General features: G+C 47.8%; 16 protein-coding genes, 1 tRNA gene and 3 pseudogenes. 7 read left to right on the forward strand and 13 right to left on the reverse strand.

The window, feature by feature from the left end; translation table 11 throughout:
• Positions 1-19 precede the first annotated feature (19 nt).
• The 3 genes from NWF04_07615 to selB form a co-directional block, all read right to left on the reverse strand.
• On the reverse strand, positions 20-988 hold the full coding sequence (locus tag NWF04_07615) for a kinase (GenBank protein MCW4006444.1): 969 nt from the start codon (positions 986-988) through the stop codon (positions 20-22).
• Complete coding sequence (locus tag NWF04_07620; GenBank protein MCW4006445.1) at positions 985-1,632, reverse strand: DUF447 family protein; 648 nt, start codon at positions 1,630-1,632, stop codon at positions 985-987. Before NWF04_07620 ends, NWF04_07615 begins: the two co-directional genes overlap by 4 nt.
• A 172-nt stretch (positions 1,633-1,804) precedes the next feature.
• Positions 1,805-4,021, reverse strand: a complete 2,217-nt coding sequence (gene selB, locus NWF04_07625; protein ID MCW4006446.1) for a selenocysteine-specific translation elongation factor — start codon at positions 4,019-4,021, stop codon at positions 1,805-1,807.
• A 123-nt stretch (positions 4,022-4,144) separates the two neighbouring features.
• On the opposite strand from selB, the gene spcS reads away from it, so the two are divergent.
• Positions 4,145-5,455 (forward strand): O-phosphoseryl-tRNA(Sec) selenium transferase, encoded by a 1,311-nt coding sequence (gene spcS / locus NWF04_07630; protein MCW4006447.1) that lies wholly within the window; start codon positions 4,145-4,147, stop codon positions 5,453-5,455.
• On the opposite strand, the gene NWF04_07635 is transcribed toward spcS, so the two are convergent.
• The 8 genes and pseudogenes from NWF04_07635 to NWF04_07670 all read right to left on the reverse strand — a co-directional run bounded on the left by NWF04_07635 (position 5,456) and on the right by NWF04_07670 (position 12,874).
• A tRNA-Sec gene (locus NWF04_07635) sits at positions 5,456-5,546 on the reverse strand.
• A 266-nt stretch (positions 5,547-5,812) separates the two neighbouring features.
• Positions 5,813-6,301, reverse strand: a complete 489-nt coding sequence (locus NWF04_07640; protein MCW4006448.1) for a hydrogenase iron-sulfur subunit — start codon at positions 6,299-6,301, stop codon at positions 5,813-5,815.
• Between the two features lie 75 nt (positions 6,302-6,376).
• Positions 6,377-6,631, reverse strand: a pseudogene (locus tag NWF04_07645) (4Fe-4S binding protein).
• Positions 6,620-7,873: pseudogene (locus NWF04_07650) on the reverse strand (CoB--CoM heterodisulfide reductase iron-sulfur subunit A family protein). The pseudogenes NWF04_07645 and NWF04_07650 overlap by 12 nt, the downstream one beginning before the upstream one ends.
• A gap of 727 nt (positions 7,874-8,600) precedes the next feature.
• Positions 8,601-9,098, reverse strand: a pseudogene (locus NWF04_07655) (hydrogenase iron-sulfur subunit).
• 15 nt (positions 9,099-9,113) lie between these two features.
• Entirely contained in the window at positions 9,114-11,159 is a 2,046-nt protein-coding gene (locus NWF04_07660) for a CoB--CoM heterodisulfide reductase iron-sulfur subunit A family protein (GenBank protein ID MCW4006449.1), read from the reverse strand.
• A 45-nt stretch (positions 11,160-11,204) separates the two neighbouring features.
• Entirely contained in the window at positions 11,205-12,137 is a 933-nt protein-coding gene (locus tag NWF04_07665; protein MCW4006450.1) for a 4Fe-4S dicluster domain-containing protein, read from the reverse strand.
• Positions 12,138-12,310: 173 nt separating this feature from the next.
• Positions 12,311-12,874, reverse strand: coding sequence for a methyltransferase domain-containing protein (locus NWF04_07670; GenBank protein MCW4006451.1), 564 nt, complete (start codon positions 12,872-12,874; stop codon positions 12,311-12,313).
• Positions 12,875-12,942: 68 nt separating this feature from the next.
• Here NWF04_07670 and nucS point away from each other — a divergent pair, with 68 nt between their 5' ends.
• The 5 genes from nucS to NWF04_07695 all read left to right on the forward strand — a co-directional run bounded on the left by nucS (position 12,943) and on the right by NWF04_07695 (position 15,751).
• Positions 12,943-13,734, forward strand: coding sequence for an endonuclease NucS (nucS, locus tag NWF04_07675; protein ID MCW4006452.1), 792 nt, complete (start codon positions 12,943-12,945; stop codon positions 13,732-13,734).
• A gap of 156 nt (positions 13,735-13,890) precedes the next feature.
• Positions 13,891-14,301, forward strand: a complete 411-nt coding sequence (locus tag NWF04_07680) for a hypothetical protein (GenBank protein ID MCW4006453.1) — start codon at positions 13,891-13,893, stop codon at positions 14,299-14,301.
• A gap of 9 nt (positions 14,302-14,310) precedes the next feature.
• The gene (locus tag NWF04_07685) at positions 14,311-14,736 is read left to right on the forward strand and encodes a hypothetical protein (GenBank protein ID MCW4006454.1); all 426 of its coding nucleotides are present in this window, start codon (positions 14,311-14,313) and stop codon (positions 14,734-14,736) included.
• A 202-nt stretch (positions 14,737-14,938) separates the two neighbouring features.
• Positions 14,939-15,115, forward strand: a complete 177-nt coding sequence (locus tag NWF04_07690; GenBank protein ID MCW4006455.1) for a hypothetical protein — start codon at positions 14,939-14,941, stop codon at positions 15,113-15,115.
• 87 nt (positions 15,116-15,202) lie between these two features.
• Complete coding sequence (locus tag NWF04_07695; GenBank protein ID MCW4006456.1) at positions 15,203-15,751, forward strand: inorganic diphosphatase; 549 nt, start codon at positions 15,203-15,205, stop codon at positions 15,749-15,751.
• Between the two features lie 185 nt (positions 15,752-15,936).
• Here the strand turns inward: NWF04_07695 and NWF04_07700 are convergent, their stop codons facing one another.
• Complete coding sequence (locus NWF04_07700; GenBank protein MCW4006457.1) at positions 15,937-17,274, reverse strand: Nre family DNA repair protein; 1,338 nt, start codon at positions 17,272-17,274, stop codon at positions 15,937-15,939.
• Positions 17,275-17,499: 225 nt separating this feature from the next.
• Here NWF04_07700 and NWF04_07705 point away from each other — a divergent pair, with 225 nt between their 5' ends.
• Positions 17,500-18,492, forward strand: coding sequence for an Ig-like domain-containing protein (locus NWF04_07705; protein MCW4006458.1), 993 nt, complete (start codon positions 17,500-17,502; stop codon positions 18,490-18,492).
• Between the two features lie 33 nt (positions 18,493-18,525).
• Here NWF04_07705 and NWF04_07710 read toward each other — a convergent pair whose 3' ends face one another.
• A complete protein-coding gene (locus NWF04_07710; protein MCW4006459.1) occupies positions 18,526-19,110 on the reverse strand; it encodes a hypothetical protein in 585 nt (194 codons plus the stop codon).
• Positions 19,111-19,172: the final 62 nt, after the last annotated feature.

Raw genomic sequence — 19,172 nt, forward strand, 5'->3', positions numbered from 1 at the left:
TGAGCCTCAACTTGGTTGGTTAGTGTTGTATGAGCTTGATGGTGGCGCCTTTATTGTTTGCTTTGGCTACAAAAGCCTCGCCACCTGTGCCGCTTTGCAGAAAAGCTTTCATTTTGGAGAGGACGGTTTTGGCGTCTTGTTTTTGGACTACGCCGTAAACTGCTGGTCCCCACGAGCTTTGCCCTGCGCCGTGGGCGCCGATTTTTTGTAGGAACTCGACGCTGTCGGCTACGGTTGTGTGGGAGTAGGTTCCGCCTTGGACAGGGGTGAAGAAGCTTCCGATGGTTGCTTGGACTTGGGTTAGGGCTTCTCCGAAGGTTTCGATGTTGGTTTCGGCTATGGCGGGGAGAAGTTTGAGCATAATTAAGCGGCACATTTTTCCTACGAGTTCGGGGGGCATTTTGGGCAGTTCTTTGAAGGCTTGCACTTCTTTTTTGTCCGACAAACCCGAGTTCACGTTGGGAACAGCAACGACAAAGCGCCAATCCGTGGGGAAGGGCTGGCGGAAAATCAACGGCGGAAACTTGCCCGGAACACACACCCCGTCCTTAAGCAGCTTGCCCCCGTCAACCACAAAACCGCCCTTATCAAAAATAGCAGTGCCAACGCCGGTTCTTCGCACTCTACCCATAGTCAAAGCGAGTTGCTGGGTTGAAACATCCACCTTGTAGAGCCGAGCAAGAGCAGTAGCCACCGCCAACGACATTTGGGTTCCTGAGCCAAAACCCGCATGCGAAGAAATAGCCTCCGCAACGTGAATGTGAGCACCCGATTTTATGGAGTAAGCATCCAAAAACCGCTTCGCCAACTGGGTTACTAACACGGTTTCTTGTCCTGTGACTTTGAGTTTGGATGCTTTTTGGGCTTCCAAGACTACGTTGGGACGGTTTATGCCTATGCCCAAGCCGCCAAACATGCGTCCCATATCGCCGTTAAGGTCAATGAGTCCCAGATGTAGCCGCGCAGGAGTTTTCACGTAAACCTTCACGGATTTGACCTCCAAGAACTGATTTTGCCGTTAATGTCTTCGAGGATTTGAGAGTACACAGAGTCAGGAGCAACCTTGGCTACGACCTCGCCGCACTCGTTAACGGTCTGCAGCAGCGCAGCTAACTCTTGCTGTTTTGTGGGGTCTTGGATGTAGGCTTGTATGCGAGTTGCGTGAATTATGGCTTCTAAGGTGGCTCCAAACGCGCGGCAATACGCCAGCGGTAAGGCAAGGGGGGCATCTATGTGCTTTACGGTGCAAAACACGGTTACGCGCTGCTCATCCAAAGCACAAATGCTACAGACGCAAACTTCCAAGCAGGCATCCGCGGCGCACAAAACAGGAGCCGCCACCGTTTGGGCTTTGGCAAACCAACTGGGCGGTAGTTTGCCGTTTGGGTTTGTGTCTTTGAAGGTAGTTTGGTAGAACAAGTTGATGTCAGAGGTTAGGTTGATTACGGCGCAGCGGATGTCTTGAAGGTTCTGGTAAGTTGAGGAGGAAACAAAAATTTGCAAACGTAACGTCTGCTCATCTTCTAAGGTGACGCCCATAGGAGCCGCGTTTGGGGTACCCTCCAAGTCACAGGTGGACACAATGGTCTCCACTATAGCGCCAGCAGAAAAACCCAAATCAGCCAAATCCACCAACCAATTCACCCCGCACAGAAAGTAAACCCGCTGTCCAATTTATTTTTTTCAACCGAATGTAACTTTTCACAACCGATAATAAAGTTTTTCTTAAACAAAAAAACTTCCGCAAACAAGCAACCCAAACTAAGAAAGACAAAAGAAAGAAAAAGAGGCAGAACCAGAGGGGTTATTTGCCTTTTAGTTTCTTGTAGGTGTGGAGAAAGACTTTTTCGTTTTCGGGGACGGGTTCTTTGAATTTGACTAAGACTTCGCCTGAAGATAGGGGTGCTTTGATTTCGCCTTTGATGCCTGAGGCGGCGACGACGGTTTTTCCTACGAATCTGCGGGCAGCTTCTGAGGCAGCGAAAAGACCGTGTACGGCGTATTCGTCGGGGGCGCTTTTTTGTTTTACAGTTCCTTGTTTGGTCTTTTTTGAGAAGAATTCGGGTTTGTTGTTGGTTTGGGTGATTCTTCCGCCGCCGATTATGCGGAATTCGCGGGTTTGCAGTCCAGGGTTCATTAAGAGGATGTGGTCGCCTCTTTCTGCTACGACTTGCTGTCTAAGTTCAATGTAGACTAGGCATTTTTCTAAGGTTTTCACGGATTTTTTCACGACGAATTTGCCATCTTCCATAACTCCGGGCATGACGTTTCCAAGCATTTCGTAGGAGCCTACGAATACGTCTACGTCGCTGTAGGGCGTCAATGAGCGTTTGTAGTATTTGTCTACTTCTAACTCGGTTATCACGCTACAGGTGGAGGTGATGGAGCCAGGAGAGACAGCTACGTAGCCTCTGTGGGCGTCATCAGGCTTTATGTCTTTAACCGCAATGCCCACCCTCTCACCAGCGGCAGCTTCCTTTTTGTCTTCGCCAAAGGAACGTATCGAACGCACCTGACCCTTCTTGTCAATGGGCTTGATTTCAACGGCGTCTTTGAGTTTCACTTTCCCACGATGAATCGTCCCCGTCAAAACAGTACCTGCACCCGCTATAGTAAACGCATGGTCAATAGGCATCTTAAAAGGTCCAGTCCATTGCCGAATAGGCGGGTTAAGGGAGTTTTGCAGGGTACTTTTGAGGTCATCAATTCCTTTGCCCGTTAACCCTGAAACCTCCACAATCTTTGCGTTCTCGTAGGGGGTTCCTTTGAGCAGAAGCGTGATTTTGTTTTTGACTTCTTCGACGCGTTTGGGAGAGGCTAGGTCGACTTTGTTCAGGGCAACTACGAGGTCTTTGATGCCAAGGTTTTTGATTATGGAAAAGTGTTCTGCGCTTTGAACTTGAAGACCCAAATCGGCTGCTACAATTAGCACGGCAGCATCAATAATGTTCGCACCCGCCACCACGTGTCTAACCAAGCTAAAGTGCCCAGGCAAATCCACCAAGGTAACAAGGTATTGACCCAAATTGAAAGCTGAAAAGCCCATATCCAAAGTCATACCGCGTCTAACGGAGTCGGGTGCCTTGTCCAGAGCAGCGGTTGAAGGTTTCTCGGTTAACTGTCTAGCAAGCATGGTTTTTCCGTGGTCAACATGCCCAAACAAGCCAACGTGAACGGGAATCAGGTCTTTGCCGTGTTCCATCGTGTAGCTTTTTGCAACCGCGTTAGCTTCACGGTGAAACAGCTCAACTGCGTCCACGGGCTTTAACCCATCTGCCAAAGCTTTCTTCACAACTTCTTTGCGTATTCGCGAAAGAGAAATGCCCAAATCAGGGTTCTTGTAGCGCGTCATGACCTCCATCATGGACTTGCGGGTTTCCCGCTCAATTCCTCGCGCTCTCAGGGATTTTTCGTTTTCCACGACTTTTTTGGGTTTAGACCGTTTGGGGCTCTCCAACCGCTTAAGAACTGCTGCGACGATGAGGTCGGCAATTTCGTCAATGTTTTGTTTGGCGGGGTTAACAACTGCGAGGGGTGTGTCCCATTTGTAGTCGCCTTTGGGGGGGTCAAATTTTTGGTTGATTTCTTCGATGAGCTCTGCGGGGATGGGGGTGCCGCGTTTTTGGTTCCATTCGATGGCTTGCTCGGCGGGTGTATCTACGAGGATGATGTCGTAGTCGGCGTCTGCGCGTTTGGCGATGTGGCGTATGTCGCTTCGCATGGACTTGTAATAGTTCAAGTCATCACTGATAACCAAGAAACCATGCTCCAACCCAGTTGCAAGAGCCTTCTCATACAAAGTCTTCACCGACATTTCCCTTTCAGGCTTAAACCCCAAAGAGGAATGCGAAACCATACGACGAAAATCATCCGAACTAATCACCATAGCCGACACCCCATGCTTATCCTCAAGCACAGAGGCAACTTTACGGCTGATAGTAGTTTTTCCCGAAGAAGGCAACCCACACATTATAAGCAGGTAAGGATAATTCTGCGACACCATTTTTCCTCTATTGTCCATCTGGTCTTTCGGTTTATAATTGTGTCTGTGAAAATCAGGCACAAGATACAAAGCAATAAAAGAACAACCTGAGCATTTAAGCCTAAAGACGTGGACTAATCACCTGTTGGGGTATTGTTTGTGTTGCCGTTTGACAAGTTGGAGGATACTGTTCCTAAGAGCATACTTGACCGAGGCTTAACTATACTGGGCACAGAACAGCGACCAATAAAGCTGCTTTTTGAGCAGCGAAGAGTGCCTCAGGAAGGCTGGAAGGATAGCCAAATTGAAACCCTGCTAAACCTGCTCGCTACAATGGATTCAGATAAAGACAGCAAAGCAGCATTTGTAGGCGAAAGAGAAGGCAGAGTCGCATCCCCCGCAGTTTCCAAGTTATCAGGCGGATTTCATCACGGCGTAGGAAGGTCAGGCAACTTAACTAAAGCCCAGCCCAAAGCCGCAGGCGGGTCACTCATGTATTTTTTCGCCAACAAACTGGCTACTGATGCCATCAAACGGTTTGGAGTCCCAAACATCAAACGAGCAGAGGTTTTTCCGATGGCAACAGGAATGACCCTGGCGCTTATTTTGTGTGCAGCAAGAAACCAAACCAAAGGCAAAGAGGTTGTTTATCCGCAGCTTGACCACAAAACGCCGTTGAAGGCAATTGCGCTTGCGGGGCTGCAACCAAAAACTGTGAAAGGAGAAATCCAAGGCGACGCCGTAAACGTCTCTGCTCAAGAGGTAGAGAAAGCAGTTGATGAGAACACGGCAGCGATACTGTCTACGACCACGTTTTTTTCGCCTCGAGAACCAGACAGAATCAAAGAGATTGCAAGAATTGCACAGGAAAAGCAAGTCCCCCATATCATAAATAACTCGTTTGGGGTACAGAGCCGCGAAATCATGAAACTCATAAGAGGCGCGGTGGATGCGGGGCGCGTGGATGCTATAATTCAAAGCACGGACAAGAATTTTCTTACCCCCGTGGGAGGGGCAATAGTTGCTTCGCCCAATGAAGAGTTTTTAGAGGAAGTGTCGGGGGCGTATGCGGGAAGGGCGACGGCTGCGCCTATTGTGCAGTTTTTAGCTGCGATGCTGTCTGTGGGGTTGGATGGCTACGAGGCGCTTAGAACCCAGCAGGAAAAGAACAGAAAACTCCTTGAAGCTGCCCTAAAAGAGGTTGCACAGAAACATTCACAGCGAATACTTGACGTTTACAACCCCATATCAGTCGCCATGACGCTGCAGGGAAGAGATGCCAAAAAAATAGGCAAAGCACTCTACACGGCAAGAGTCTACGGCGCAAGAGCTTTAGAACCCACAGATTTTGGAGTAAGCTGCCCCAAATACACCACGCCCTACATCAACTTCGACGCCAGCATAGGAACCCAACAAAACGACATCACCAAAGCCGCAGAAAGACTAAACACAGTTCTAAAAACCGTAACGTAGTGGCGGCGCCCAAGGGGAATTGAACCCCGAATCCTTCTCGGACTCACCGGATTTGAAGTCCGGTGCCAGGACCACCTAGCTGTAGGGCGCCCCGCATTGCTGACTTTTCGTATTGAAAGAAGGATATATAACTTGTCTCATCAAACGTTGCCTCGTAACGGCAATTTTGCGTTCACACAACAACAAAGCATGTTTTGCCCTAAAACCTCGGGGGCTCAACTAAGCTTTACACAACCCAGCCGCAGCTTATTCAAAAACAAGGGGCGTTTAGCGGACAGTTACCACAAGCAAAAAGGGAAAAAAAGGAGAGCAAGTGCTAAGAGACGGTGTCTAACCATCAGCCCAAGACGATTTTGTTTACTTGGTGGCCGTTTTGTTTTCGGGTTTGGCTGCTGGTGCCGTGGGTGTGGGGTTGCGTTTTAGCATTCTTTCTAGGGTTGGTCGCAGCTTTTCGGTTTCGGCTAGGATTTTTTCTTTGCCCAGCGCTTTTAGGTCTGCGTTTGTTTCGGTGATGACTTCGGCGTAGCGTATTCCTTCTGCGGCTGAGACGTATTCTACTCGGAACCGCTCGGGACTCATGCCCAGTTTGATGAGCATGTTTTTGAGGGCGTCGGTGCGGTCTTTCATTTTGTAGTTGCCGCTGATGTAGTGGCAGTCGTAGGGCAAGTGGCAGGCACCAACTAGCACCATGCCCGCGCCTAGCCTGAGCGCTTCTAAGATGAATTCTTTACCGACCCGTCCAGAGCACATAACACGAACAACCCTAACGTTCGCAGGGTACTCACACCTACTAATGCCTGCTAGGTCTGCACCCGCGTAACTGCACCAGTTGCAAAGGAAAGCCATGATTTTTTCTTCAGGTTTTTCTTCAAGCGCCGCTCGAACTTGAGCTAGGATCTGCGCGTCAGTAAAGTGCATCTGGGTTATGGCGTGCTGGGGGCATTCGGCTACGCAGGTTCCGCATCCATGGCAGCTGGCGGTGATGATTTGGGCGGGGGTTTTACCTTTTTCTACTTTTATGGCGCCATAGGGGCATTTGTCAACGCAGATGCCGCATTTTTTGCATTTGGATTCGTCGACAACAGAGATGATGGGTTCGATTTTCCATGTTTTTTTGGAGAGAACGGTTGCTGCTCGGGCTGCTGCTCCGCTTCCCTGCGAAACGCTTGAGGGAATATCTTTTAAGCCTTGGCAGGCACCCGCGTAAAAGACCCCGTCAGTGGGTGCGTCCATGGGTTTGAGTTTGGGGTGGCTCTCCATGAAGAAACCGTCTGCGCCTCTGGACAGGTTGATTATGCGTGCGATGTCGGCTGAGCCTTCTTTGGGGATGGCTGCGGTTGCTAAGACCACCATGTCAGCGTCCACTTCGATGGGGACACCAAGGTTAGCGTCTTCAGAGTGAATGACCATGCTGTGGGTTTTTGGGTCTTCATCGATTCGGCTGACTCGTCCCCGGATAAAGTTTACTCCGCGTTCTCTTGCGCGGTCATAAAATTCTTCGTAGCCTTTGCTTGGGCTTCGTATGTCCATGTAGAAAACGTAGACTTCTATGTCTTCCTTGTATTTTTCTTTGAGCTGTACAACGTGCTTGAGCGTGTACATGCAACAGAAGTTACTGCAGTAGGGATACTTGTTTTTGTCTCGGCTGCCAACGCACTGGATGAAAGCGATTTTACGGGGTTTTTTCCCGTCGGATTGCCTGATGACTTTGCCGCCGGTAGGTCCCGCAGCAAGAATAAGTCGTTCAAACTCCATAGAGGTGATGACGTTGGGGTATTTACCGTAGCCTAAAAGTGGCATATCGTAGGGTTCATAAACGTCAAAGCCTGTGGAGACAATAATTGTGCCTACTTCAATTTCGACTTCTTCGTCTTTTTGGGTAAAATCTATGGCTTGTCTTGGACCGCAAGCATCTACACATTTGAAGCATTCAATGCAGTAGTCTTTGTCGATTGCGTAGATTAGGGGCACTGCTTGGTCAAGGGGAACAGAAATGGCTCGGCGGGTGCCAAGGTTTAGGTCCCACTTGTTGGGGTACTCGACGGGGCAGACGTCTTTGCATTGCCCGCATCCCGTGCAGCGGTCATCAAGAATATAGCGTGCTCTCTTGCGGATTTTGACTTTAAAGTTACCTATGTAGCCGTCAACTTTGACTAGGTCTGAGTAAGCGAAAATTGTGATGTTTGGGTGTCTGACACAGTCCACCATTTTTGGACCTTCGATGCAGATGCTGCAGTCCAAAGTGGGGAAAGTTTTGTCTAATGCTGCCATGTGTCCGCCGATGCTTTGGGTGTTCTCAAGCAGGTAGACTTTGAAATCCATTTCTGCAAGGTCTAAGGCGGCGTTCATTCCTGCGATTCCACCGCCGATAACAAGTGCTTTTTTGGTTATGGGAACCTCTATGGTGTCAAGGGGCATCAAGAATCGGGCTTTTGCAACTGCCATGCGAACCGTGTCTTTTGCCCGCTCTGTAGCTTCCTGAGGCGCGTTTTGGTGGCACCATGAAGCGAATTCGCGGATGTTAGCCATCTCATAATAGAACGGGTTCAAGCCTGCTTCGCTAACAGTGCGCCTAAAAGTGGGTTCATGCATTCTGGGGCTGCAGGCAGCGATGACAACGCGGTTGAGTTTTTGGTCTTTGATTGCTTTTCGAATTTCTTCTTGCCCGGGGTCAGCGCAAGTGTAACGGTTCTCTTTCACAAAGACTACGTCAGGTATAGTTTTGGCGTAGTCAACTACTTGTTTGATGTCTACGGTTCCAGCGATGTTCAAACCGCAGTGGCAAACAAAAACGCCAATCCGCAAAGGTTCGGGTTGCTTAGCGGTTTCGTTTGTTTCCAATGTTTGTGGATTACTCATTCTAACGCGTCCTTAACAACAATTTTCCATTAGACCAGGTCTTTGGGCAGGCGGACAACAGCTTCACCCATCAACTTTTTTAATCTCACATATCAGCTTTTTTAATAAAGATATAAACGTTACTTGGAGCAGCCAATAATTCTCACGAAAAACAACCAATTACCTAATCACGTTTAAAGCCACACGCGCCAGCAAAAAAAGCAAAGTCTACAAATACTACCGCCGCAACAGCAGGACTAACAAACAAAAACAAATCAAAAAAAATAAACAAAAAGGAAAAGGGTGGCTATTTTGTTGGTTTTGTGTCGGTAGCTGCTTTGGCTGCTGGGACTGAAGTTGTTGTCGTGGTGTTGGCTGCTGGTTTTGGCATTGCTGCTCGGGCTGCTGCTTTGCGTTTTAGCATATTGTCTAAGAGTGGGAAGAGTTTTTTGTTTTCTTCTTTTATCTTGTCTTTGCCGATTGTCTGTAGCTGTGCGGTCATGTCTTTGACTATGCTGACGAATTTTTCTCCTTCAGCAGAGGACACGTAATCAACCCGTAGTCGTTCTGGGCTCAGCCCAAGTTTTTGCAGCATGTTAGATAAGGCGTCCATGCGTGCTTTCATCTTTACGTTTCCAGAGATGTAGTGGCAGTCGCTTGGAAGATGGCAGGCGGTTATCAGTACTCCTGCAGCTCCTTGCCTAAATGCGTCAATTACGAAGTCTCGGTCTACGCGTCCAGTGCACATTACCCGTATCGCTCTTGTCGTCGTCGGGTATTCAAGCCGGCTCGTCCCCGCTCGGTCCGCGCCGGCATAGCCTCACCAGTTACACATAAACGTTAATATTTTGTCTTCGGGGTTCTCCTCCAGAGCGGCGTGTATTTGTGAGGTTAATTGTTCGTCGGTGAAGTGTAGCTGCGTGAGGGCGTCTTGTGGGCATTCGGCTACGCAGGTTCCGCATCCGTGGCATTGGGCGGCGTTGATTTGGGCGGGTTGTCCAGGTGTGATGGTGATGGCTCCGAACGGGCAGCTTTTGGCGCATATGCCACAGGTTGAGGTTACGTTTTTGCATCTGTCGGGGTCGACTATGGAGACGATGGGTTCTATCTTCCAGCTTGGCTGTGAGAGTATGGTGGCGGCTCGGGCTGCTGCTCCGCTTCCTTGCGAGACGCTGTAGGGGATGTCTTTGGGTCCTTGGCACGCACCTGCTAAGAGCACTCCGTCCATGGGGGTGTCCATGGGTTTGAGTTTGGGGTGGCTCTCCATGAAAAAGCCGTCTGATCCGCGGGTTATGTGCAAGATGTTGCCTAGTTCTTCGGCTCCTTTGCTGGGTATGGCGGCGGTGCTTAGCACAACCATTTCCGCTTCAACTTCAAGGGGCTGCCCCAAAGTTGAGTCTTCTGCGCGTATGAACAGGTTCTTGGTTTTTGGGTCTTCCACGATCTGCGAGGGCTTACCGCGTATGAAGTTGATGCCCTTTTCGCGTGCTCGTCTGTAGAATTCTTCGTAGCCTTTGGCGGGAGTGCGCATGTCCATGTAGAAAATGTAGACTTCTACGTCGTCATGATAGTGCTCTTTGAGAAGTATAGCTTCTTTAAGACCGTACATGCAGCAGAAACCAGAGCAGTACTCGTACTTGTTTACGTCTCTTGAGCCGACACATTGGATTATAGCAACGGTTTTAGGCACTTTCCCATCAGAGGTGCGTATTACATGTCCTGTTGTTGGGCCACCTGAGGTGATGAGTCGTTCGAATTCCATGGCGGTTAGTACGTTGTCGTATTTGCCGTAGCCGTATCGGGGGTCGTCAGTTGGCATGTAAATGTCGCAGCCAGTTGTAACGATGATTGCTCCAACTTCTAGCTCCATTTCTTTTGGTTGTTGCTCGAAGTTGATGGCTCGGCGTGTTCCGCAGGCGTCTACGCATTTGAAGCACTCGATGCAGTAGTCCCGGTTAACTGAGTACACTAAGGGCACTGCTTGGTCAAACGGAATCGAGATGGCTTTTCGTACACCCAAGTTCATGTCGAACTCGTTGGGGTACTCAATTGGGCAGACGTCTTTGCATTCTCCACAGCCTGTGCATCTGTCGGCTATAACGTAGTTTGGGTTTTTGCGAACTTTGACTTTAAAGTTGCCTATGTAACCGTCGACGTTTAGTATGTCCGCGTTTGCTATCACTTGGACCTTAGGATGGCGCATTACCTCCACCATCCTAGGCCCTTCAATTCAAATGCTGCAGTCCAGAGTTGGGAAAGTCTTGTCGAGCTGTGCCATGTGGCCGCCTATGCTTTCTTGTTTCTCGACAAGGTAAACGTTGAATCCCATATTTGCTAAGTCTAAGGTGGCGTTGATGCCAGCGATGCCTCCGCCTATGACCAAGGCGTTTTTGTTTACGGGAACCTCCATGGTTTCAAGAGGCTTAAGCAGCCGTGCTTTAGCAACAGCCATCCGTACAGTGTCTTCTGCTTTTGCGGTGGCTTCTTTTGGGTTGTTGGGATGGCACCATGAAGAGAACTCGCGTATGTTCGCCATTTCAAAGAAGTACGGGTTTAAGCCTGCGTCGCTTACGGTTTTGCGGAAGGTCGGCTCGTGCATTCGGGGGCTGCAGGCGGCGACGACGACGCGGTTTAGTTTTTGGTCTTTGATTGCTTTTCGGATTTCTTCTTGTCCGGGGTCAGAGCAGGTGTAGCGGTTTTCTTTCACGAAGACAACGTCAGGTATTGTTTTGGCGTAGTCAACTACCTTTTTAACGTCTACCGTTCCGGCGATGTTGGAGCCGCAATGGCAGACGAAGACTCCCACGCGCAGAGGTTCTTCCTGCGGGGGGGCTTCGGCAGGTTTTTGTGTTTGTGGATTGCTCATTTTACAATCTCCTTGATTACCATTATTTTTTCTAGGGGACTCATCTTATCGTATAACCTCATCAGTTACGAATCGTTTGCTGACTAGGTTCTTTGCGTGCATGGAACATTTTGCCTTCAGCTCTTTTGCGGCGTCCATGGGGGAAGTTACACGCTCCAGCGCCTTGTTCCAAGTCCCAGAGCGAATTGGAGTGTGAAGCACCTTAGTGCGTTTAAGACTCAACGCCTCATCCTCGGGGCATACGACCTTGCAGGCGCCACAGTAGGTGCAGAACAGCTCGTTTGCCTGAACTTTTCCGTCTTTTAGTTCAAGAGCGCCGGGTATGGGGCAAACATCCAAGCAGTCGTGGCAGCCCTCGGGGCATTTGGATTGGTCAATGCAGATTTTGCCTTCAAATGTCTTGCGCACCTTAAGAAGACCAGGGGCACATTTGTATTCGCATACTCTGCAGGTTGGGCAGTACTCTTTTTTGATGTCTATTTGGGTTTTGACGTGGCGCCTTTGGCTGGGCAAGAGGGTGTCGAGGTTTTCTACGGGTTTTCCGTCGTAAGTGTTAGTGACTGTGATTAAGTCTAAAGGACAAGCGTCTTCGCAGCTGACGCATTCTGTGGGCGCGCACTTTGTTGTGTCCACTTTTATATCGCGGATTAACTCGGGGAAGCTTTCTTTGCTCAACACGTTGACGTTGGGTTCGCCGTTGATGGTTACTTTGATTGCGCCGTAAGGACAGATGACGTCGCAGATGCCACAGAATATGCATTTTTTCAAGTCAACGTCGACTTTGGCTTTCTGAGCTTTTTCTCCGTCAACCTTGGGTTGTTTGGTTACGGTTATGGCTTCTTTGGGACAGGCTAAACTGCAGATTTCACAGCCTACACAACGCGCTTTGTCAAGAGTTAACTTGTAATTCTTAACATGCAAAATCCATTCTAACGTTAAGGCTTCTGCCGTGTCTTTCTTTTGAGTTTGTAACGGCATATTTATCATTCACCAGCACACAGACATGAGATGCGCCGAGCTATATTCAACGCCCCATAATGTCTACTTGAATTTTGAGTGAGGTTTTTGTGATATAAAGATTGCTTGCGGATAAAGCGGAATCATACATAAACAGCATGGAAAACAGTTTTACATCAACTAGTAAAAAATAGTCATTCCTGATTTAAAACAGTTGTTACAACATAACACCGAAGTGTATCATCATCCCTAACGCGTACAACGTGCAACCCCACAGCCCCAAGCAAACCCAAAAAATCAGGCAACACAGTAACCCGCTTCAAACCCGTAACCACCACAAAACCCCCCAAAAAAGCAACCCGAACAAACTCGCGCAGCGCCACCAACGGCTCAGGCACATTTTGAAGAACCGTAAAAGCAAAAACTCCACCAAACACCCCCGCCCTAAAAGGCAAATAATCAGCATCCGCCAAAACAACACCAACATTCCCGCAGGCTTTGGCGCGTTTTTTTGCCTGAAGCAGCAACTCGCGCGAAACATCCACACCCACAACATCTTTAGCCTTGCCAGCTATGTGCTCAAAGAATAATCCTGTGCCGCAGCCCACATCCAAAACGGCGCTGTCAGGTTCCAAGTTAAGGTTGTCAAGGGCAGCTTGGTACTTGTCTGTTTGCTCTTGGCGGTAGCGTTGGTCATACATCTGCGCCGTCAAATCATAACGCTGCATTACAGTGCGTTTTTGCTTCCACGAATCCACAGTCTACACGCCTGCCTTCAAAATTCTTATGTACACTAGCGACTTCTAAAACAGTTTGGTTGAAAAACTTGTCGGAGCCCAAAAAAGCAAAGGTTCTAAAAAGCCCCCCGTTAGCGGAAGCGGCAGAAGCCATAGAGGAAGCATTGTCGCGAAGGCGCACCCTAATTGTTGCGGGAAGATGCAGCGTGCAGTATGATGGACGGGCGCGGTCTACTTTGGAGTTAGGCGAACGTCTGCTAATTATCAAGGAGGATGGCGCGTTGCTGGTTCATCGCCCCGTCGGGTACGAGCCTGTTAACTGGCAGCCCTCGGGAGGAGTTTTTCACGTGCAAATCAAAGACGAAACCGTGGAAGTGCAGGGAATTAGAAGAAAACCCCGCGAAAGCGTCAAAGTCACGTTTGAAGAAATCTTTATGGTCTCTGCATTAAAACTGCAGGATTCAGGAGAGTTTTTGCTGCACGCCACCGAACAAGACATGCACCGCGCCATACTACTCAAACCCGACCTTTTCGAAGAAGGCTTCAAACCCATAAGCTGGGAAAAGAAAGTCGAACCAGGATTTGTGGATATTTACGGCGAAGACCAAAACGGCAAACTCGTAATCATCGAAGTCAAACGCAAAACCGCAACCAAAGAAGCTGCCATACAACTCTGCAAATACATACAGCCCATCAAATCCAAAATAAACCGAGAACTACGAGGCGTCCTCGTCGCCCCAAGCCTAGGCAAAGACGTACAAGCACTCTTGGAGAAACAGGGCTTAGAATTCAAAGCCTTAGACCCCAAAAAATGCGCAGCAGCCCTCAAAAAAACCAGCACCACCAAACTCGAAACCTTCTTCAACCAAACCACACCATAACAGGCTTCTTCAACAGGTTTATTTCAAGGATAGCTAAGTTACCCAACAAAAAGCCTTGCGGTAACTTTTTTATGTTGATATTGTTAATTTGGAAATCACAACTTATATATCCGAACTAAGTTAAGACTATCACCTTACTTGACCTGAGGCTCAATAATGAGGGAAATACAACAACTCTTTTACGAAAAAATCCTATTTCTAAAGGAACATAGCACAGGCTTTAATTTTCTCACGTGTGCAAGGGTTTCAACCGACCTAATAACCACAGCTGCCATGTTTAATTACCAAGATGGCGTTTTCATTGCCGAAGTGTTTGAAGGCGTATTTTTTCAACTACAAAAAATGACCGATATTTTTGACATTGAAGAGAATGACCAGAAAAAATTGAAAGACACCTTTGAAAGCAATCTAACCACGGTAGCAGAATCATTTAAGAAAAGTGATAGAAATGAACTTTATCAAGCATTATCAAACCTGCGATATGAAACAACAAAACAGCAGTATAAATGTGCCCATACTCAAAATATGAAAGAGAAAAATTTCAACCCATTTGAAATTGAACAATAAGGTGAAATTATGGTTTTAATGCCACGACCATATAAAGAGGATAAGAAAATAGAACGAGACCTCAATAAAGGAGCAGCAACAGTCGTTAAACGTCCTTGCACTTTCGACCCCCAACGAAGGCACGAACAAATGAAGCGCCTTTCATTTAACATCTCAAAAAAAGACTTCCTTGAGAGAATGTTGAAACAAGAGGCACAAATAAAGTTCTTGATGAATGAACTGGAAAAGATAAAAGCAAACAGTCAACCGAAAATTGTTGTTGTAGAAGAAATTTCTAAAGAAGAGGGAAAAAACCTTATTGAAGAATATTTCAAGGAACATGGAAGCGCGGATATAGAGGATTTAATGTTAAATTTACGAATACCAATTCAAACTGTTGTAGAAATAATTGATGAGTTGCGTGAAGAAGGAAAACTTGTACCTAAAGGTGAATAAACAACTTGCCCCTTCATAGAGAAGCAAATTCCACCTTGACAGGTAAAAAAATTCTGATTGTTCATGATGGAATAAAGAAAGGGCCAGCCCTTTATGCGACAAAGGGTCGCCATAACGCACAGTATATGGAAGTTATTGGTACAGAAAAACCTGCTTTTGCGGTAATAGACTTGAAATTGCAATATGTTACGACGAGGCAATCATGATGCCAAAGTATGTTATGGAAAACGAAGCTATTGAGGGAAAAAAAATCTTTTGTGTTTTTGAAAAAAGACCATTATATGGAAAAGAGGAAAAGAGTAAGAGATCGAACGTATCTATAACTGGAAATCCTGCTGTTGCAGTTGTGAAACAGGTTTGGGAGTATAAAAAGAAGTAAAACTGAGGCGAGTAACTTAGTGGGACCTATTCAGGAAAAGTTTAATTGTAGAGGTTGTGTTTTGCATCCTAACGGTGATGATTGGGCATGAATTTTTGGAAGGATTTGCCTGCGGGGGATAACCCTCCTGAATTGCTGAACATGGTTATTGAAGTCATTAATGGTTCGCGTGACAAGTATGAGTACAATAAGGATTGGGAAGCGTTTGTTTTAGACAGGATTATTCCTTCGTCGGTGGTTTTTCCTGTAGAGTACGGTTTTGTTCCTCAGACGTGGTTTGACGACGGCGACCCCTTAGACATCATGGTCCTCAGTTACGCCCGTTTAACCGTGGGGTGCATAGTTAAAGTCAGAGTAATCGGCGCATTGATTATCGAAGACGAAGCAGGCTTAGACGCCAAAATCCTCTCAGTACTTACCAGCGACGCACGATTCGAAGGCGTCCAAGACATAACCGACGTCCACAAACACCAACTCGTAGAAATCCAAGAATTCTTCGAAACCTACAAACGCCTAGAACCCCACAAATGGGCAAAATCCCGAGGATGGAAAAACGCCAAAGAAGCCAGAGAACTCATCAAATACGCAATGGACAAATACCAAGAAATCAACAAAAAAGAAAAACAAAAACAATAACCCCAACCACCCTTCACCCTAGCTTTTCCGCGGCTTTTAAGCAAATAAGGGTTTTCACAGCAAAACGTGAAACACTCAGCAACCTATTTGGATGCAAATATTAATTCTATGCAGAAGGGGGGAGGGGGTACTTGTGCAGGCAGTTTGGGGAAGCATGGAAACGCTAATTTTTGTGTTGCTGCGGGTTAGGTGGAGAAGTAGTCGTTGAGGCGTTTTTGGTAGAGGTTTTTTCGTAGAAGCTTACCTTGGGTTAGCCATTGTTTTAGGGGGATTTGGAGGCGGGTGCTGGCGAAGTTAAGAGCTTGCTGTAGCGTGTTGAATTTGTGGGGTTTTTGTTGCATGGCGTGGCGTACGTTTTCGCGCACTTGCCAAACGCCTACGGGCATGATGTATCCAGGGCGGGCTTCACGCAAAACAATCGCGGTTGCTTGGCGGCGTTCTTTGACAAGATGTTCGCAAACTGCTAGGCGTGCGGAGTAGTAGCAGCCGCCGATTTGGGCGTAGGTGGTTCGTCCGTTGTAGCCTTCATTGTCAGAGTAGATAACTGTGTTTGCGCCTGCGGGGTTCCAAACAGTGCCAGGGTACCAGGCTTCCATGGATTCGTAGCTCCACGCGCCAGGAATCAAAAAAATCTCAAAGATGTTATCTAAGTAGTTGGATTCATAAACGCGGTATTGGTTGATTTCCGGGTAGGTTTTGACTTGTGCAACTAGGTTTTTGCTTATGATGTCGTCGACGGCGGTTATGCTCCATCGGGTGGGGACTAGGCGCCGGTTTTTTTGCACGCCAAAGGCTCCGACGCTAAAGGCTTTTTGGAGTTTGGTGACCATGACACCTTGTTTGTAGAGGTCAACTACGGCTTGGGTGGATTTGAGGTCAGTGTCGTAGTAGGCTTTCTCTACGCGTTGGTCAAAACGGGCGTTCCCCACATGCATGTTTTTGATGGGGGCGCTGGGTCCAAAGGGTTGGACATCGTCGCTAAGAAACAGGGAGCCTTGGGGTTTTTTGGAAAGGTTAAGTTCCATGGCGGTGCTCTCATCGGCTAGGGCGAGTTCGACGGTTTTGTCCATGATTTTGCCTGCGGACAAAAATTTTGTGGCGTGGACGCGGTGTTTGCCGCGTATGAGCAAGCTGCGAAACCCGACGATTTCATCCATAGACTTGCCAAACCATTGCTCGGGCAAATCATACAGGCTCGTGTCCTCATGCACGGGCGGAACCAAAGGACCCACATACACGTTGGGGTAGCCGATTCTGCCCACAAACACGCTAGGAGGCGAAACCCCCGATATGTCCGCACTAGACATCAAAGGCACGCTTCTTAGAAAACTGTTCACCTTAACCATCAGCGGGCATCTTGTTTTGCCGCATAAAAACCGCGCGCCCTTACACAGTACGCACAGGCTGTTTTGATGTGCCCGCGTAGAGAGTTGGCTTTCGACTTCAGAGCCGCCCGCTTGCTTTATGGCACTACGCAACCAGTTACCCGAAGAAACAACCGCACCCGCACGCAAAGAAGCCATGCCAACTACACAAGTAAGAAACAAGAAAATCTGCTCATATAGGTTCTGCACGCAAAAAACTCAAAAACCCAAAGTGAAAACCAAACAAACACGAAAAACATCGCACAAACAAGCAAGCCGCCGCACCAGAAAAGCCAAACGTGTCAGAAATCGATGCATATCGCCGCTGGAAATTTTGTTTATATCAAATTTTGAGTAGCAACAGTGTATGGAGACTTGCGTAGCATGAGAAAAGATACGGTGTTTGTTGCGTTCTTGGCGATGCTTCTTGTCGCGGGTGTAGGCGCAACTGTTTATGCAAAACCAGCAGTTTCAGTTTATGTGATGAATCCTACTAATCCGTCAACAAGTGCTCAGGGCACTTTATTGGGTACGCATTGGGTAGGTGAAATTCCTGTTAAGCTAACTAGTGGTGCTGAGACGGTTACGACGGTATCGTATTGTATGAACCCTGAGAAGGTCATTGAGGCAGGCAGCACTTACGCGGCGGTACTTGCGGCTGTGGAGGACACGGCGGCGTGGAGAGCAGTAAGTTATGTGTTGAGCTGGAATTACCCCACTGATGATACGTCAGCAGCAGTTGACCAAACAGCGATTTGGAGGTTGCTAAACAGAGGCTTTACGCCAGCATGGCTACAAGGAACAGCAATTGACAACGCAGGCAAAGAACTTGCAGAACTAGCGCATGGCAAAGACGTAGTCAGAAAAACAGACCAGTTCACATGGATTTCCCCCATCGCAGGCAACATGTCCAACGTGCAAGCTGTCCCAGGTGAAACAGTAACCTTTGCCGCCCAACTAACCACCCAAACAGGCGCCCCACGAGCAAACGTTAGAGTAGACTTCACCGCCACATTAAACATGCTACAGTTAAACTCAACCTACCTATCCCCCGCAACCGCGCACACTAACAGCCAAGGCATCGCGCAAGTCACCTTAACCGTACCCGCAGACGCCGCCATGGGCTCAACCATAGAAGTCAAAGCCTCAACACACAGCATATGGCCCCAACAATACGTCAACCTTAAAGACCCCGCAAAACAAGACCTAATTGGCATAAGCGAAAACTTCGAGTTAACCACCTCATGCAACCTGTGTGTACTAGCCAGCGTACTGGTGGTTCCTGAATACACCTTAGGAGCACTTGGCGCTTTGGCAGCATCCGCAGCAGCATTCATAATCGGGACTAAAATCAAAAAAGTAAACGCCAAAAACTAAAGCAGCCCCCACCACTCTTCTACGCACGTACTCTTAGGGATAATTTGCCTTCAAGGTGCTAGAGGCTTTTCCCACCAGTTTTTCTAGCCATTTTGGCATCCTAAACCAGATTTTCTCAGCTAACTGTGCCAGCTTAGAAATCCTGTAAGGTGCCAAGTTGGCGTCGATTAGTTTTAGTTTGCCATTGATTTGTCGGATGTTTTCTGCGCGGACGTCTAAAAGACCATATTTTTCGCCGATTTGCTTGAAACGGTTGAGTTCTTGGGGGGAAACATTTGTTTTTATGCCGTACTCTTGCAGCAGACAGTACTTGGTGTGCCAAAAAAGCTGTGCAAACACGTCATGCCGTAAACGTTTGGGAAGCCGTTTATAGACGCGGCGGTCGTTTTCTACGGCGGTTTTTTGCCCTATCTTAAGAACTAAAGCATTGTTTTCAAAACATAACAAAAAAGCGTGTTTGTACCAGCCTTCACCTTGAACTGAAACATCAGGAAAAACCTTTGAAATAATAACAGTAATCTCTTGAGCTGAAACAAAAGCGCCACCCCTAAGACGACGATACTCATCAACGAGCTTGTCGATGGACTTTGCTTTTCGATACAACGGCCTGTACTGCATAAAACCACCAACCCACAACAAACAAAACAACAAAACAAAGGTTAACCAGCATTAAAGCCACA

It is taken from the genome of Candidatus Bathyarchaeota archaeon (assembly GCA_026014465.1).
Taxonomy (GTDB): domain Archaea; phylum Thermoproteota; class Bathyarchaeia; order Bathyarchaeales; family Bathycorpusculaceae; genus JADGNF01.

Bases quoted from the DNA above. Each gene is read 5' to 3' on its own strand.
- selB (MCW4006446.1), bottom strand. From the start codon at position 4,021: ATGGACAATAGAGGAAAAATGGTGTCGCAGAATTATCCTTACCTGCTT.
- NWF04_07640 (MCW4006448.1), bottom strand. From the start codon at position 6,301: ATGGCTTTCCTTTGCAACTGGTGCAGTTACGCGGGTGCAGACCTAGCA.
- NWF04_07665 (MCW4006450.1), bottom strand. From the start codon at position 12,137: ATGCCGTTACAAACTCAAAAGAAAGACACGGCAGAAGCCTTAACGTTA.
- NWF04_07680 (MCW4006453.1), top strand. From the start codon at position 13,891: ATGAGGGAAATACAACAACTCTTTTACGAAAAAATCCTATTTCTAAAG.
- NWF04_07685 (MCW4006454.1), top strand. From the start codon at position 14,311: ATGGTTTTAATGCCACGACCATATAAAGAGGATAAGAAAATAGAACGA.
- NWF04_07690 (MCW4006455.1), top strand. From the start codon at position 14,939: ATGATGCCAAAGTATGTTATGGAAAACGAAGCTATTGAGGGAAAAAAA.
- NWF04_07695 (MCW4006456.1), top strand. From the start codon at position 15,203: ATGAATTTTTGGAAGGATTTGCCTGCGGGGGATAACCCTCCTGAATTG.
- NWF04_07700 (MCW4006457.1), bottom strand. From the start codon at position 17,274: ATGGCTTCTTTGCGTGCGGGTGCGGTTGTTTCTTCGGGTAACTGGTTG.
- NWF04_07705 (MCW4006458.1), top strand. From the start codon at position 17,500: ATGAGAAAAGATACGGTGTTTGTTGCGTTCTTGGCGATGCTTCTTGTC.
- NWF04_07710 (MCW4006459.1), bottom strand. From the start codon at position 19,110: ATGCAGTACAGGCCGTTGTATCGAAAAGCAAAGTCCATCGACAAGCTC.